The 15550-nt window shown below is 67.6% G+C and carries 15 protein-coding genes; 2 read left to right on the top strand and 13 right to left on the bottom strand.

Features of this window, described 5'->3' with window-relative positions; translation table 11 throughout:
• The first annotated feature begins 24 nt into the window (after positions 1-24).
• Positions 25-432 carry an outer membrane protein assembly factor BamE gene (locus tag J2739_RS18400; protein ID WP_309904211.1) on the top strand — a complete coding sequence of 136 codons (408 nt, stop codon included), beginning with the start codon at positions 25-27 and terminating at the stop codon, positions 430-432.
• Between the two features lie 139 nt (positions 433-571).
• Here the strand turns inward: J2739_RS18400 and J2739_RS18395 are convergent, their stop codons facing one another.
• The 11 genes from J2739_RS18395 to J2739_RS18345 all read right to left on the bottom strand — a co-directional run bounded on the left by J2739_RS18395 (position 572) and on the right by J2739_RS18345 (position 12540).
• Positions 572-1510 carry an SMP-30/gluconolactonase/LRE family protein gene (locus J2739_RS18395; protein WP_309904209.1) on the bottom strand — a complete coding sequence of 313 codons (939 nt, stop codon included), beginning with the start codon at positions 1508-1510 and terminating at the stop codon, positions 572-574.
• A 61-nt stretch (positions 1511-1571) separates the two neighbouring features.
• A complete protein-coding gene (locus tag J2739_RS18390) occupies positions 1572-2552 on the bottom strand; it encodes a branched-chain amino acid ABC transporter permease (protein ID WP_309904206.1) in 981 nt (326 codons plus the stop codon).
• A gap of 13 nt (positions 2553-2565) precedes the next feature.
• The gene (locus tag J2739_RS18385) at positions 2566-3441 is read right to left on the bottom strand and encodes a branched-chain amino acid ABC transporter permease (RefSeq protein WP_309904204.1); all 876 of its coding nucleotides are present in this window, start codon (positions 3439-3441) and stop codon (positions 2566-2568) included.
• A 46-nt stretch (positions 3442-3487) separates the two neighbouring features.
• Positions 3488-4681 (bottom strand): ABC transporter substrate-binding protein, encoded by a 1194-nt coding sequence (locus tag J2739_RS18380; RefSeq protein ID WP_309904202.1) that lies wholly within the window; start codon positions 4679-4681, stop codon positions 3488-3490.
• Between the two features lie 28 nt (positions 4682-4709).
• Positions 4710-5903 carry an ABC transporter substrate-binding protein gene (locus tag J2739_RS18375; protein WP_309904199.1) on the bottom strand — a complete coding sequence of 398 codons (1194 nt, stop codon included), beginning with the start codon at positions 5901-5903 and terminating at the stop codon, positions 4710-4712.
• A gap of 34 nt (positions 5904-5937) precedes the next feature.
• Complete coding sequence (locus J2739_RS18370) at positions 5938-6648, bottom strand: ABC transporter ATP-binding protein (RefSeq protein WP_309904197.1); 711 nt, start codon at positions 6646-6648, stop codon at positions 5938-5940.
• A complete protein-coding gene (locus tag J2739_RS18365) occupies positions 6648-7418 on the bottom strand; it encodes an ABC transporter ATP-binding protein (protein ID WP_309904195.1) in 771 nt (256 codons plus the stop codon). Before J2739_RS18365 ends, J2739_RS18370 begins: the two co-directional genes overlap by 1 nt.
• A gap of 212 nt (positions 7419-7630) precedes the next feature.
• Positions 7631-9190: a DHA2 family efflux MFS transporter permease subunit gene (locus tag J2739_RS18360; protein ID WP_309904193.1), complete on the bottom strand. Its 1560-nt coding sequence runs from the start codon at positions 9188-9190 to the stop codon at positions 7631-7633.
• Between the two features lie 15 nt (positions 9191-9205).
• Complete coding sequence (locus J2739_RS18355) at positions 9206-10498, bottom strand: efflux RND transporter periplasmic adaptor subunit (protein ID WP_309904190.1); 1293 nt, start codon at positions 10496-10498, stop codon at positions 9206-9208.
• A gap of 31 nt (positions 10499-10529) precedes the next feature.
• Positions 10530-11999 (bottom strand): efflux transporter outer membrane subunit, encoded by a 1470-nt coding sequence (locus J2739_RS18350; RefSeq protein WP_309904189.1) that lies wholly within the window; start codon positions 11997-11999, stop codon positions 10530-10532.
• Positions 11989-12540, bottom strand: coding sequence for a MarR family winged helix-turn-helix transcriptional regulator (locus J2739_RS18345; protein ID WP_309904186.1), 552 nt, complete (start codon positions 12538-12540; stop codon positions 11989-11991). Before J2739_RS18345 ends, J2739_RS18350 begins: the two co-directional genes overlap by 11 nt.
• A gap of 76 nt (positions 12541-12616) precedes the next feature.
• Here J2739_RS18345 and J2739_RS18340 point away from each other — a divergent pair, with 76 nt between their 5' ends.
• A complete protein-coding gene (locus J2739_RS18340; RefSeq protein ID WP_309904185.1) occupies positions 12617-14401 on the top strand; it encodes an ABC transporter transmembrane domain-containing protein in 1785 nt (594 codons plus the stop codon).
• 26 nt (positions 14402-14427) lie between these two features.
• Here J2739_RS18340 and J2739_RS18335 read toward each other — a convergent pair whose 3' ends face one another.
• Both J2739_RS18335 and J2739_RS18330 read right to left on the bottom strand, forming a co-directional pair.
• Positions 14428-14877 (bottom strand): DUF1178 family protein, encoded by a 450-nt coding sequence (locus J2739_RS18335; RefSeq protein ID WP_309904183.1) that lies wholly within the window; start codon positions 14875-14877, stop codon positions 14428-14430.
• A gap of 7 nt (positions 14878-14884) precedes the next feature.
• Positions 14885-15478, bottom strand: a complete 594-nt coding sequence (locus J2739_RS18330) for an NUDIX domain-containing protein (RefSeq protein ID WP_309904181.1) — start codon at positions 15476-15478, stop codon at positions 14885-14887.
• Positions 15479-15550 lie beyond the last annotated feature (72 nt).

Below are 15550 nucleotides of genomic sequence, written 5' to 3'. Positions count from 1 at the left end.
TCGCAATCAATTTCCAAGGCATTCATGAGCAAGCAAATCAAAGAGGCCGGTATTGCGCTGGCGATCGCGGCACTGTTGTCGCTGGCGGGCTGCGGCACGTCCACCGTCAGCAAGAACATTTCCGACGACGGCCGCGCAGGCGAAGTCGTCTTCCCCGACATCGGGAAGGATGCGTGGCTGAAAGAAGGCACCTTCCCGAACTCCGACAACCTGCGCCGCATCGCGCCCGGCGTTACCAAGGACCAGCTCTATGAGCTCGTGGGCCGGCCCCACTTCCGCGAAAGCCTTTTCGAGGTTCGAGAGTGGGACTACGTCTTCAACTTCCGCGTCACAGGCGGTGTGAAGACTTGCCAGTACAAGGTGATCTTCGATACCGCGCTGCGGGCTCAGAGCTTTCACTGGCTGCCGGAGGACTGCGCCGGGCTGCTGTAGGTGGCCTCGCCGCCGGTCGAGCGCAGCCGGGGGGCGTCCGTCGCCAAAGCAGAAAGTCCCGTTCGTCGCACCGTTCGCGATCGAGCGCTTGGCCGCCGGGCGCGCTGCCGGCCGCGCGCCAAGCCTGAGGCGCCTGGGCCTAGCCGCCGCGCACGCCCTGCGTGTTGACGTAGAGCGCGTAGAGCGACTGGCTCGCCGCCATGAACAGCCGGTTGCGCGCCGCGCCGCCGAAGCACACGTTGGCGCAACGCTCCGGCAGCGCGATGCGCCCGATGGGCGTGGCGTCCGATGCGAACACCATCACGCCGTCGCGGCCCTCGCCGGTGCCCCAGCCGGCCCACAAGTTGCCGTCGATGTCGCAGCGGAACCCGTCGGGTGCGCCCTGCGGATCGGCTTCGACGAACACGCGGCCATTCTTGAGACTCCCGCCGTCCTCGCCGACGTCGAACACGCGGATGCGGCGCGGCGTGCTGCCCGACTCGACCACGTACAGCAGGCTCTCGTCCGGCGAGAAACATAGGCCGTTGGGACGCTCGACGTCGCTGCAGACCACGGTCGCCCTGCCGGTCTGCCCATCGACACGGTAGACGTGGGTCGGCAGTTCCGGCTCGGCCGCGTGGCCTTCGTAGTGGCCAAGGATGCCGAAGGGCGGATCGGTGAACCAGATCGAGTCGTCCGACTTGACGACGATGTCGTTGGGCGAGTTGAGCCGCTTGCCCTCGAAGCGGTCAAGGATCACCGTGATCGAGCCGTCGTACTCGGTGCGCGTCACGCGCCGGGTGCCGTGCTCGCAGGACAGCAGCCTCCCCTGCCGGTCGCGGGTGTGGCCATTGGCGAAGTTCGAGGGCTTGCGGAAGTGGCTGACCGCGCCGGTCTCCTCGTCCCAGCGCAGCACGCGGTTGTTGGGAATGTCGCTCCACAGCAAGCAGCGCCCGTCGCCGAACCACACCGGCCCCTCGGCCCAGCGGCAGCCCGTGGCCAGGCGTTCGACCGCAGCGCTCATCAGGCGGTACTTGGCGAAGCGCGGATCGAGGATCTCGATGGCGGGGTCGGGGTAGCGTTCAGCGGGATGCCACATTCTTGGCCTCTGGGGATGGGGGGGGTGGGTCAGCCGCTGCCGGTGCACTGGCGCCAGCCAGCTAGCGGCGCCGCGACACGAAGGCGATGATCTCGCCCATGATCCCGCGCCGGAAAGCCAGCACGCAGATCACGAAGATCAGGCCGGTGACCATGGTGACCGACTCGCCCAGCGTGCCGAACCAATCGATGGAAGTCAGGTCGGCGAGCAGGTGGCCGAACTCGCCGATCTTGTTCTCGAGCAGCACCACCACTGCCGAGCCGACCAGCGGGCCGGACAGCGTGCCCAGGCCGCCTACCAGGGTCATCAGGATCACCTGGCCCGAGGCGGTCCAGTGCACGTCGGACAGCGTGGCGAAGCCCAGCACCAGGGTCTTGAGCGAGCCGGCGAGGCCGGAGAGCGCGGCCGAGATCACGAATGCCAGCAGCTTGAAACGCGCCACGTCGTAGCCCAGCGAAAGCGCGCGCGGCTCGTTCTCCTTGATGCCCTTGAGGACCTGGCCGAAGGGCGAATGGATGGTACGCACGATCAGCAGGAAGGCGGCGACGACGATGACCAAGGCCACGTAGTACATGGTCAGGTCGTTCTGAAGATCGACCACGCCGAAGAGCCTGCCGCGCGGCACGCCCTGCAGGCCGTCCTCGCCACCCGTGAACTTGGCCTGCAGACAGACGAAGAACACCATCTGCGCCAGCGCCAGCGTGATCATCGCGAAGTAGATGCCCTGGCGGCGGATGGCGAGCACGCCGAAGATCCAGCCCAGCAGCGCGCCGGTGATCGTGCCGGCGATCAGGCCCAGCTCGGGCGTCAGGCCCCACACCTTCATCGCCTCGCCCGCGATGTAGGCGGAGCCGCCGAGAAAAGCCGCGTGGCCGAAGGACAGCAGGCCGGTGAAGCCGAGCAGCAGGTTGAAGGCCGAGGCGAACAGGGCGAAGCACATGAGCTTCATCACGAACACCGGGTAGGCGCCGAGGAAGGGCGCCGCGATCAGCCCTAGCAGCAGCAGGCCGTAGAGGACGAGGGAGATCTTGTTGTTCTTCATCACGCGGGCCGCTTCACTTCTCTTTGCCGAACAGGCCGGCCGGCCGGATCAGCAGCACGATGACCATGATCACGAAGACGACGGTGGACGAGCCCTCGGGATAGAAGACCCTGGTGAACCCCTCGATCACGCCCAGCCCCAGGCCCGTGAGGATGGCGCCCATGATCGAGCCCATGCCGCCGATCACCACGACGGCGAAGACCACGATGATGAGGTTCTGCCCCATCAGCGGTGAGACCTGGATCACCGGCGCGGCCAGCACGCCCGCGAAGGCGGCGAGCGCGACGCCGAAGCCGTAGGTCAGCGTGATCATCAGCGGCACGTTGACGCCGAAGGCCTCGACCAGGCGCGGGTTCTCGGTGCCGGCGCGAAGGTAGGCGCCCAGGCGCGTCTTCTCGATGACGAACCAGGTGGCGAAGCAGACCACCAGCGAGGCCACCACCACCCAGGCGCGGTAGTTGGGCAGGATCATGAAGCCGAGGTCGGTGGCGCTGGCCAGCGCATCGGGCGTGTCGTAGGGCAGGCCGGAGACGCCGTAGACGGAGCGGAACACGCCCTCGATCAGCAGCGTGAGGCCCAGTGTGAGCAAGAGGCCGTAGAGGTGGTCGAGCTTATAGATCCAGCGCAGCAGCAGCCGTTCGATCAGCACCCCGAACAGGCCGACGACGATCGGCGCGGCGATGAGCATCACCCAGTAGTTGATCCCGAAGTAGTTCATCGCCATCCACGTGAGCACGGCGCCCAGCATGAACAGGGCGCCGTGCGCGAAGTTGATGACGTTGAGCAGGCCGAAGATCACTGCGAGCCCGAGGCTCAGGATCGCGTAGAACGATCCGTTGACCAGCCCCAGGAGGAGCTGGCTCAGCAGGGCAGGCAGCGAAATGGTCATAGGACGTTCAGGGGGACCGGGGTTCTTCTTTTTTCGTGGGCGAGCATTACTTCCAGAGAGCGCATTTGCTCTCGGCCTTGGTGGTGAAGACCTGGTCGCCGGGCAGCTTGCTCACGACCTTGTAGTAGTCCCAGGGCTGCTTCGACTCGGCCGGGGTCTTGACCTGCACCAGGTACATGTCGTGCACGAAGCGGCCGTCCTCGCGGATCTTCCCCTTGGCGTAAAAGTCGTCGATCGGCATCTTCTTGAGCTGCGCCATCACCTGGTCGGCGTCGGTGCTCTTGGCCGCCTGCACCGCCTTCAGGTAGGTCATGGTGGCCGAGTAGTCGGCGGCCTGGATGTCGGTGGGCATGCGCTTGGTCTTCTCGAAGAACTTCTTGCCGAAGGCGCGCGTCTTGTCGTCGAGGTTCCAGTCCCAGCTGGTGGTGAGCAGCAGGCCTTCGGTGTTCTTGAGGCCCAGGCTGTGGATGTCGGTGATGAAGACCAGGAGGCCCGCCATCTTCATCGTCTTGGTGATGCCGAATTCCTTGGCCGCCTTGATCGCGTTGATGGTGTCGCCGCCCGCGTTGGCCAGGCCCAGGATCTGGGCCTTGGAGTTCTGCGCCTGCAGCAGGAAGGACGAGAAGTCCGACGCGTTGAGCGGATGCCTGACACTGCCCACGACCGTGCCGCCCTTCTCCTTCACCACCTTGGCGGTGTCGCTCTCGAGCGCCGCGCCGAAGGCATAGTCGGCAGTCAGGAAGAACCAGTTTTTTCCGCCCTGCGCCACCACGGCGCCGCCGGTCCCCTTGGCAAGCGCCACGGTGTCGTAGGCGTAGTGCACGGTGTAGGGGGTGCACTGCTCGTTGGTCAGCGCCGAGGTGCCGGCGCCGTTGACGATGAAGACGCGCTTCTTCTCCTGCGCCACCTTCGCCATCGCCAGGCCGGTGCCGGAGTTGGTGCCGCCGAAGAGCATCGTCAGGCCCGCCGTGTCGATCCACTCGCGCGCCTTGGAGGCGGCGATGTCCGCCTTGTTCTGGTGATCGGCCGTGAGCAGTTCGATGGGCTGGCCGTTGACCTTGCCGCCGAAGTCGTCGATGGCCATCTGGATCGCGGTGGCGCCGTTACGGCCTTCGACGTCGGCGTAGAGGCTCGACATGTCGGTGATGAAGCCGATCTTGACCTTGTCCTGGGCCTGCGCCGCGCCTGCGGCCAGGGTGAGGCCGAGGACCACGGCCGAGAGCGCGAATCTGTTCTTCATGTGTTCTTTCTCCGGCCGCGAAGCCCGATTACTTCCACAGGGCGCACTTGGACTCGGCCTTCGTCGTGAAGACCTGGTCGCCCGGCAGCGTCTTGACGACCTTCAGGTAGTCCCATGGCCTCTTCGACTCGGACGGCGCCTTGACCTGCACGAGGTACATGTCGTGCACGAAGCGCCCATCGGCGCGGATCTGGCCCTTGGCGTAGAAGTCGTTGATCTGCATCTTCTTGAGCTGCTCCATCACCTTGTCCGAATCGGTGGTCTTGGCGGCCTCGACCGCCTTCAGGTAGGTCATGGTGGCCGAGTAGTCGGCGGCCTGGATGTCGGTGGGCATGCGCTTGGTCTTGTCGAAATAGCGCGCGGCCCACTTGCGCGTGTTGTCGTTGAGGTCCCAGTACCAGCTGGTGGTGAGCAGCAGGCCCTCGGTGTTCTTGAGGCCCAGGCTGTGGATGTCGCTCAGGAAGACCAGCAGGCCCGCCACCTTCATCGTCTTGCCGATGCCGAATTCCTTGGCCGCCTTGATGGAATTGATGGTGTCGCCGCCCGCGTTGGCGAGGCCGAGGATCTGCGCCTTGGAGTTTTGCGCCTGCAGCAGGAAAGATGAGAAGTCCGAGGCATTGAGCGGATGGCGCACCGCGCCCACCACCGTGCCGCCCTTTTCCTTGACGATGCGGCTGGTGTCGGCTTCGAGCGCATGGCCGAAGGCGTAGTCGGCGGTCAGGAAGAACCAGCTCTTGCCGCCCTGCTCCACCACCGTGGCGCCGGTGCCCTTGGCGAGCGCGACGGTGTCATAGGCGTAGTGCACGGTGTAGGGGCTGCACTGCTCGTTCGTGAGCGCCGAGCTGGCGGCGCCGTTGTTGAAGTAGACCCGCTTCTTCTCCTGCGCGACCTTGGCGGTAGCCAGCGCGGTGCCGGAGTTGGTGCCGCCGAAGACCATGGTGACGCCTGCCGTGTCGATCCACTCGCGCGCCTTCGATGCGGCGATGTCGGCCTTGTTCTGGTGGTCGGCCGTGAGCAGCTCGATCGGCTGGCCCAGCGCCTTGCCGCCGAAATCGGCGATCGCCATTTCGATGGCGGTCGCGCCGCCCTTTCCTTCGAGGTCGGAGTACAGGCTGGACATGTCGGTGACGAAGCCGATCTTGACCTTCTCCTGCGCCTGAGCGCCGGAAGCCAATGCCAGGGCGCCGACAGCGAGCGCGATTGCGGTGAATGCAGTCTTCATGGTGTTGTCTCCTTCAAGCAGAAATGAATGGGGATCAGACGCCGAGCAGCTCGTGCAGCGTCGGCATCTTGGCGTCGAGCTCGGCCGCGCCGAATTTTTCGACGATGCGGCCGTGCTCCATCACGTAGAACCGGTCGGCCAGCGGTGCGGCAAAACGGAAGTTCTGCTCCACCATGACGACCGTGTACCCCTTGCCGCGCAAGGTGTGGATCATGCGTGCGAGGGCCTGCACGATCACCGGGGCCAGTCCCTCCGAGATCTCGTCGAGCAGCAGCAGCCTCGCGCCGGTGCGCAGGATGCGCGCCACCGCCAGCATCTGCTGCTCGCCGCCCGACAGGCGCGTGCCCTGGCTGTGGCGACGCTCGGCCAGGTTGGGGAACATGGCGTAGATCTCCTCCACCGTCATGCCCTTGTCCGCCCCTTTCAGCGCGGGCGGCAGCAGCAGGTTCTCTTCGGCGGAGAGGCTGGCGAAGATGCCGCGCTCTTCCGGGCAATAGCCGATGCCGTGGTGCGCGATGCGGTGCGTGGGCATGCCGATGGTCTCGGTGCCGTTGACCTTGATGCTCCCCTTGCGCGCACCGGTCAAGCCGAGGATGGCTCGCATGGTGGTCGTGCGTCCGGCCCCGTTGCGGCCGAGCAGCGTGACGACCTCGCCGGGCTGCACGACCATGTCGACGCCATGCAGCACGTGCGACTCGCCGTACCAGGCCTGGAGGTTCCGGATCTCGAGGGCGGGCGCGGCCATCAATGCGCCCCCTGCAGCTGGCCGTCGGTGGTGCCCATATAGGCTTCCATCACCTGCGGGTTCTTCGATACTTCCTCGTAGGGCCCCTCGGCCAGCACGGCGCCGCGCTGCAGCACCGTGATGGTGTCGGCGATGGTGGAGACGACGCTCATGTTGTGCTCGACCATGAGAATGGTGCGCCCGGCCGAGACGCGCTTGATCAGCTCGGCCACGCGGTGCACGTCCTCGTGGCCCATGCCCTGCGTGGGCTCGTCGAGCAGCATCAGCTCGGGCTCCATGGCCAATGTCGTCGCGATCTCGAGCGCGCGCTTGCGGCCGTAGGGCAGGTTCACGGTCTCTTCGTCGGCGAGCTCCTCGAGGCCGACCTCGGCCAGCAGCGCGCGGGCGCGGGCGTCGAGCGGCTCGAGCGTCTTCGCGCTTTTCCAGAAGTGGTAGCTGGTGCCGAGCGCGCGCTGCAGGCCCAGGCGCACGTTCTCGAGCAGCGTGAGATGCGGGAACACCGCCGAGATCTGGAACGAGCGGATGATGCCGCGCCGCGCGATCTGCGCGGGGCGCTCTCCCGTGATGTCCTGGCCGTTGAAGAGGATGGTTCCCGAGGTGGGCTCGAGGAACTTGGTGAGCAGGTTGAAGCAGGTGGTCTTGCCCGCGCCGTTCGGCCCGATCAAGGCGTGGATGGAGCCGCGCACCACCTTCAGGTCGACTTTGCTGACGGCGGTGAAGCCCTTGAATTCCTTGGTGAGCTGGCGGGTCTCGAGAATGATGTCGCTCATCTCGCGCGGTCGCCCGGGTGCTGGCGGGAAAGATCAGTCATGCGGTCCATCTGAGCGCGCCACCATGGCTGCGCGTAACGCATTGTTTGCAGCCGCTGAACGACTTGCCTACTGGGGCAAATGCCTATGCTGCAGCGCAACCAGCATCGGGGGTGCGAAAGCGCGCCACGTCTGCGCAAGAGACGTGGCGGGCGAGGCTTGCCGCGAGGCGCTCAGTGCGCGCCGGCAGCGGCGTCCGATGCGCCCGTGCCGCGCGCCGGCTTCGCGAGCCACACGAACGGAATCAGCAGCAGGAACAGCACCGCCGACGCGTAGAACACGTCGTTGGCCGCCAACATGAAGGACTGCTGGTCCACCATGCGGTTGATCTGGCCCAGCACCTGGTCGGCGGAGAAGCCGCTGGCGCCCAACCCCGCCATCGCGCTGCTGGTGGCCACGCTGCCCTGGTTGATGGACTCGGCCAGTTGCGCGTGATGGAGCGCGGCGCGGTTCTCCCACAGGGTGGTGGCGATCGAGGTGCCCATGGCGCCCGCGGTGATGCGCGCGAAGTTCGAGAGTCCCGAGGCCGCCGCGATGCGGTCGGGCGAAAGGCCAGAGAGCGTGATCGTCACCAGCGGGATGAAGAAGAAGGCCATCGCGACGCCCTGGATCACGGTCGGGATCATGATGGTCCGGAAATCGGCCTGGGTGTTGAAGCCCGAGCGCATCCATAGCACCAGCGCGAACACCAGGAAGGAGAAGGTTGCATAGCGGCGCGGATCGATCTTGCCCACCGTGAGTCCGACGATCGGCGAGAACACGATCGCCAGCAGTCCCACCGGCGCCATGATCATGCCGGCCTGCGTGGCGGTGTAGCCCATGAACTGCTGCAGCCACAGCGGCAGGATCACGACGTTGCCGAAGAACAGCCCGTAGGCGACGGCCGTGGCGAGCGCGCCGGACCAGAAGTTGCGCCGCTTGAAGAGCGACAGGTCCACCACCGGATGCTTGTCCGTCAGCTCCCAGGCCAGGAAGAAGGCGAAGCCGACCACCGCCACCACCGCCATCGCCACGACCTGGGGCGAATGGAACCAGTCGAGCTCCTTGCCCTTGTCGAGCATCAACTGCAGCGAGCCGACCCACAGCACCAGCAGCGCCAGGCCGATGCCGTCGATCGGCACCTTGCGCATGCCGCTCTCGCGCTTGTGGTAGATGCCCCAGGTGATGCCGGCTGCGAGCAGACCCACCGGGATGTTGATGTAGAAGATCCAGGGCCAGGAGATGTTGTCGGTGATCCAGCCGCCCATGAGCGGCCCCATCACCGGCGCGACCAGCGTGGTCATCGACCACATCGCCATCGCCAGGCCGGCCTTGGCCTTCGGATAGCTCGACAGCAGCAGCGTCTGCGACAGCGGGATCATCGGCCCGGCCACGAAGCCCTGTAGCGCGCGGAAGGCGATCAGCGTGGTCATGTTGGGCGCCAGCCCGCACAGCCACGAGCTGATGATGAACAGCAGCACGCTGGCCATGAACAGGCGCACCTGGCCGAAGCGCTGGGTGAGCCAGCCGGTGAGCGGCACCGCGATCGCGTTGGAGACCGCGAAGCTGGTGATGACCCAGGTGCCTTGCGTGGAACTCACGCCCAGGTCGCCCGAGATGGCCGGCAACGACACGTTCGCGATCGAGGTGTCGAGCACGTTCATGAAGGTCGCGGCCGAGAGCGCGATCGTGCCCCACAGACGGGCCGAACCTTCGAGCGGCGGATAAGCGGCGGGCGCCGCGGCGGTGGCCATGCTGCGCGCCTCCGCTCAGATCGGGTTGACGTGCGAGATGGGGGAGGCTGCGGCGCCTTGCGGCTGCTTGGGCGTGCTGGCCAGCGCCGGCCCGCGGCCGAGATTGGCCGCGATGATCCGCTGCACCTCCGCGTCGGCGCCCTGGTCGAGCTGGCTGTAGACCTGCGTCTGGGCCAGCGCGGTGGCACGCGGCGCATCGGCCAGTGTCTTGCCGCCCTTCTGCTGCACGTCGACCTCCACGTCCATCGACAGGCCGACGCGCAGCGGATTGGCCTTGAGCTGCTCGGCGTCGAGCGCGACGCGCACCGGCACCCGCTGCACCACCTTGATCCAGTTGCCGGTGGCGTTCTGCGCCGGGAGCAGCGCGAAGGCGGCGCCCGTGCCCACGCCCAGGCCGGCCACATGGCCGGTGTACTCGACCTTCTTGCCGTAGACGTCGGCGGTGAGCTTCACCGGCTGGTCGAGGCGGATGTTGCGCAGCTGGACTTCCTTGAAGTTGGCATCGACCCACACCTGGTTGAGCGGCACGATCGACATCATCGGCGTGCCGGCCGCGACGCGCTGGCCGAGCTGCACGGTGCGCTTGGCCACGTAGCCCTCGACGGGCGCCGGCAGCGCCACGCGCTGCGTCGCGAGGTAGGCCTCGCGCACCTTGGCGGCGGCGGCCTGCACGCTGGGGTGCTGCTCGATCGTGGTGCCTTCGGTCAGCGACTGGTTGCTCGCCAGTTGCTCTCGCGCCGCGACCACGCCGGCCTGCGCCGAGGCCAGCGCGCTCTTCGCGTTGGCGAGCGCGGTCTCGGCATGGTTGAGCTCTTCCTTCGACACCGCGCCGTTGCCCGAGAGGGCCTGGCGCCGCTTGAGGTCGTCCTGCGCGCGCGCGATGTCGCTCTGCGCCTTGACGATGTCGGCCTGGCGCAGCGAGACCTGCGCGGCCAGCGAGCCGTTGTTGGCATAAAGGGTGCGCACCTGGCGCACCGCCTGGCCGAGCGCCGCCTCGGCCTGCTCGAGGGCCACCTTGGCATCGGCCGGGTCCAGCTGCACCAGGGGCTGGCCGGCCTTCACCAAGTCGGTGTCGTCGGCCATGATGGCCATCACGGTGCCGCCGATCTGGGGCGTGATCTGGATCACGTTGCCCTGCACGTACGCGTTGTCGGTCGTCTCGTAATGGCTGGCGACCAGCCACTGGTAGGCGCCCCAGCCGGCGCCGGCGACCACCACTGCGGCGGCGATCGCAGTGAGCGCGCGGCGGCGCTTGTTGTTGGGCGCCGGGGTATCGACGGCGGCTGCGGTGTTGTTGTTGCTGTCCATGGGGATGTCCTTCGGATTCGCGCTTTGCTGTTCAGGGATGACCGGTTGCGGGCTGGCCGGCCGCGGCGGTCGTTTCGGTGTCCGGCTGCCAGCCGCCGCCCAGCGCGCGGGCGAGGCCCACCTGGGTCTCGAGGGCGCGGGCGGCCAGGTCGACGGCCTGGCGGCGTTCGGCGAGCACGGTGGTCTCGGCGGTCAACACGTTGAGGTAGTTGCCGAGCCCGGCGCCGTAGCGCTGCACGGCGATGTCGTAAGCGGCCTCGGCGGCGCGCTGCGATTCGGCCTGTTCGGCCTGCTGGCGCGCGACCGACTGGGCACTGCTCACCTGGTCCGCCACGTCGCGCACCGCGTCGAGCACGGCGCCGTTGTAGCTCTCGATCGCAGCGTCGAGCTCGGCCGTCTTGCCGCGCAGGTTGGCGCGCAGCCGGCCGCCTTCGAAGATCGGCAGCCGCACGGCCGGGCCCACGCCCCACTGCCCGCTTCCCGACTTGGTGAGATTGCCGAAACCGAGAGCGGAGAAGCCGGCGAAGGCCACCAGGTTGATGTTCGGATAGAACTGGGTCCTGGCGCTGGCAACGTCGCTGGTCGCAGCCTCGACGCGCCAGCGCGCGGCGGCGATGTCGGCGCGACGGCCCAGCAGGTTGGCCGGGATGCTCGGCTGCAGCGCAATCGGTCGGATGCCGGCCAACTTCGGTGCGGCCAGGCCCTGCGCGATGCCAGGCTTGCCGACGAGCGCATCCAGCGCATGCTGGGCGATCTCGATCTGTTCATTGAGCGCCTCGATCTGCTGGCGGGCCTGCGGCAGGCCGCCTTCGCTCTGGTACTGCTCCAGGCGCGTGTCCAGCCCGGCGGAAACGCGGTCGCGCACCAGCTTGAGAGTTTCCTCGCGCTGCGTCAGCGTGCGCGTGGCCACGGCCAGCTGCTCGTCCAGCCGCGCCCACTGGAAATAAGCGCGGGCCACGTTGCTGGACAACAGCACGCGGGCCGCATCGGCATCGGCCGCGGCGGCATTGGCGCTGCCGACGGCGGTCTCGATGGCGCTGCGGTTCTTGCCGAAGAAGTCGAGCTCCCAGCTGCCGTTGAGCTGCAGGGTGCCGAGTTCCTGGATCGAACCGCCGAGCGGTGCGGGGTAGATGTAGTTGCCGCTGAATTTCTGGCGCGTGAGATCGAGCTGGCCGTCGAGCTTCGGCTTGCGGGCGGCTTCCGCCACGCCGACGGCGGCCTGGGCGCGCTCCAGCCGGGCCCGCGCGGCCTGCAGGTTGGGGTTGCCCTGCAAGGCCTGGTCGACCAGCGCGTTCAGCTGGGCGTCGCCGAAGCCCAGCCACCACTGGCTCTCGACGTTGGGCGCCGTCAGCTCGGCGGTTTGGCTGGACAGTCCGAGGGAATCGGCATCGCGCAGTCTTGCGTGCGAATCGATGTGGCCCATGTCGGCACAACCGGCCAGGAACAGCGCCGCCGCGGCGCCGACGACGGTCATCGGGCGCCGTGCGAATTCAGGAAGCATTCGGATCATTCTTTTCTCCACGGGCCGCGATGGCCTGGGCGTTTTCGAGGATGCGGTTCAGGAAGCCCTTGAGCTGCTGCCACTCTTCACGGCTGAAGCCGGCCAGCACTTCGTTCTGCACGCTGCACAGCACATGGGGCACCTCGCGCGCGGCTTCGCGTCCCTCGTCGGTGAGCTCGATGTTGACCACGCGGCGGTCCGACAGCGAGCGCACGCGGCGGCACAGGCCCTTGGCTTCCAGCCGGTCGAGCAGCCGCGTCATGGCGCCGGTGTCGAGCTGGCATTCTCGCGCGAGCTCTGCGACGGTGGTCGCATGGCCCAGGTAGAGCTTGAACAGGGGGGCCCATTGGGGGAAAGTCGGTCCGCTCGGCTCTGACATCTTGTTCGACACGAGCTGACCGACGATGGTCGTGATGCGCCGCATCATGTGGCCGACGCTTTGCTCGGCGAGGTAGCCCTCCGGCTGATAGAAGCCAGGCGTGGCGGGCGACCCTTCGGGTGCAACCGGCGTTTCGGCTTCAGGATGTGTGGGCTGGGACATGGGGCAATATTAGTTGTCGCGGCAGTAATTGTCAAGGCGACCTTTGTAAGGGCAAGTGTTGATTAGAATCCTGCCCATGGCTTCCCCTGCCCCTTCTTCGGCCGCCAAAGGCGCTCCCCGTTCGCTGTTCGGATTGGCGCCCTTTCTGCGGCCCTACCGGGTTCAGATTTTCCTGGCGGGGCTGTTCCTGGTCATGGCGGCCGTGACCACCTTGGTGTTTCCGGTCGCCCTGCGCAGCCTCATCGACGGCGGACTGGTGGCGGCCGACCGCGGCGCCCAGGCCATGGCGCTGCGCGATCATTTCCTCGCCCTCTTCGGCGTGGCGGTGGCGCTCGGGGCTTTCTCGGCGGCGCGCTTCTACACCGTGAGCTGGCTGGGGGAACGGGTCACGGCCGACCTGCGCAACGCGGTCTATGCCCACGTGCTGCGGCAGAGCCCGGCGTTCTTCGAGACCACGCAGACCGGCGAGGTGCTGTCGCGGCTCACGGCCGACACGACGCTGGTGCAGACCGTCGTCGGCTCCTCGCTCAGCATGGGGCTGCGCAACGCCGTGATGGGCGCCGGCGCGCTGGCCATGCTGGTGTGGACCAACCCCTACGTGATGGTGCAGGTGCTGGGCATCCTGGTCCTGGTGGTGCTGCCGAGCATGTGGTTCGGCCGCCGGGTGCGGCGGCTCTCGCGCGCCAGCCAGGACCGGGTGGCCGACTCGAGCGCCATTGCGGCGGAAGTGCTGAATGCGATCCCGGTGGTGCAGAGCTACACGGCCGAGGCGCGCGAGGCGGCGCGCTTCGACGCCTCCACCGACAGCGCCTTCCGCACCGCCGTGCGCCGCACCAAGGCGCGCTCGGTGCTGGTGGCCTTCATCATCGTCGCGACCTCGGCCGCGCTGCTGTGGGGGCTGTACCAGGGCACGCAGGCGGTGCTGCGGGGCGACATCACGGCCGGGCACCTGGGGCAGACGGTGGTCTACGTGATCATCCTGGCCAGCGCGGCTGCCGTGCTCGGCGAGGTCTACGGCGACCTGCTGCGCGCGGCCGGCGCCACCGAGCGCTTGATGGAACTGCTGCACGCGAAGCCGGTGATCGTGTCGCCGGCCCGGCCCGCGCAGGCGACCATCCCGGCGGCCGGAAGTGCCGTGCGCTTCGAACAGGTGGGCTTTCATTACCCTTCGCGCCCCGGCACGCCGGCATTGCGTGACTTCAGCCTGGACATCTCGCCCGGCGAGACGGTGGCGCTGGTGGGATCGAGCGGCGCGGGCAAGAGCACGGTATTCCAGCTGCTGCTGCGCTACTACGACCCGCAGTCGGGCCGCATCCTGCTCGACGGAACGCCGCTCGCCGAGCTCGCCCTCGATGCCCTGCGCACGCGCATCGGGCTGGTGCCGCAGGATGCGGTGATCTTCTCGGCCAGCGCCTTCGAGAACATCCGCTACGGCCGGCCGGAGGCCAGCGCCGAGGAGGTCCACGCCGCGGCGCGCGCAGCCTTCGCGGACGGCTTCCTGCGGGCGCTGCCGGAGGGCTACGACACCTTCCTGGGCGAGCGCGGCGTGCGCCTCTCAGGCGGCCAGCGCCAGCGCATCGCGATCGCGCGAGCGATGCTCAAGAATCCGCCTCTGCTGCTGCTCGACGAGGCCACCAGCGCGCTCGATGCGGAAAGCGAACGCATGGTGCAGGCGGCACTGGAATCGGCCATGGCGGGCCGGACCACGCTGGTCATCGCGCACCGGCTCGCGACCGTGCAGAGGGCCGATCGCATCATCGTGCTCGACCACGGCGGCATCGTGGAACAGGGGACGCATGCCACGCTGGTGGCGCAGAACGGCGTCTATGCGCGCCTGGCGGCGCTGCAATTCTCGGCCTGAGACGGCACAGCTGCCGCCGGCGCTGCTTACTGCAACGTCTCTTTCAGGGCCGGCGGAAGGGGCAGCGAGAAGACCGAAATGCCCTCCTCGAGCAGGTCCCGGGCCTCCTCGCGCGTGGCCCGGCCACGGATGCCGCGCTCCTCGGCCTCGCCGTAGTGCATCTTGCGCGCCTCGGCGGCAAAGCGATCGCCGACGTCTTCCGTCTTGGCCATGACTTCGCGCACGGCGCGCATCCAGCGCCCCTCGGGCGATTCGTTCTGGGCGAGAGCAGGCACTGGCGCGGGAGCGGCCTCGGCGGGCGGCTTGGCGTTGCCGAGGTTCAGGCGTGGTGCGGTGAGCAGCTTGGTGATGGCCGTGTCGCTGCACATCGGGCAGGAGACGAGGCCGCCGGCGAGTTGCGTTTCGAAATCGTCGTTGGACGCGAACCAGCCCTCGAAGCCGTGGCCGTGCGCGCATTGGAGGTTGAGGACCTTCATGCGCGCATTATCGACTGGCCGACGGCGTGGCGGCGCTCTTCCAGTCGAGCGTCCATGCGCCGGACAGGACGTTCTGCAGCCAGAGCGTGCAGGTCAGCGTCTTGGCATCCGACACGGTGCCGTCGCGGCACCAGTCCAGCAGTTGCGCGGGCGTGACCGTCGTCAGCTCCACGAACTCTTCATGGTCGAGCTGCTGGCTGCCCACCGTGAGCCCGCGCGCGAAGTAGACGTGAATGATTTCGGTCGAATAGGCCACCGCCAGATGCATGGCACCGGCATGGGCCCACTCGAGCGCCGTGTAGCCGGTTTCCTCCTGCAGCTCGCGCTGGCCGCAGAACAAGGGGTCCTCGCCGGCGTCGAGCTTGCCGGCCGGAAACTCGGTCATCACCCGCTCGATCGGATAGCGGTACTGGCGCACCATCGCGACGCGCCCGTCCTCGAGCAGGGGCACCACCACCACGGCGCCGGGATGGACGATGTACTCGCGGGTCGCGCTCTTGCCGTCGGGCAGGCGCACGGTGTCGCGCTTGGCATGCAGGAAATTGCCCTTGAACAGCAGCTCGCTGGCAGTGCCCTCTTCCTTCAGATGTGCGTCGTCCATGTCAGGCCTCCCGCCGGGCCGCCCTGCGGCACTCAGCCCCCTCGGGGGGCAGCGAATACAAGAAGTGAAAAG

The sequence above is a fragment of the Variovorax soli genome (assembly GCF_031454625.1).
GTDB classification, from domain to species: domain Bacteria; phylum Pseudomonadota; class Gammaproteobacteria; order Burkholderiales; family Burkholderiaceae_C; genus Variovorax; species Variovorax soli_A.
Note: the sequence above shows the minus strand (reverse complement) of the source record. Positions and strands in the feature narration are given on the sequence as shown.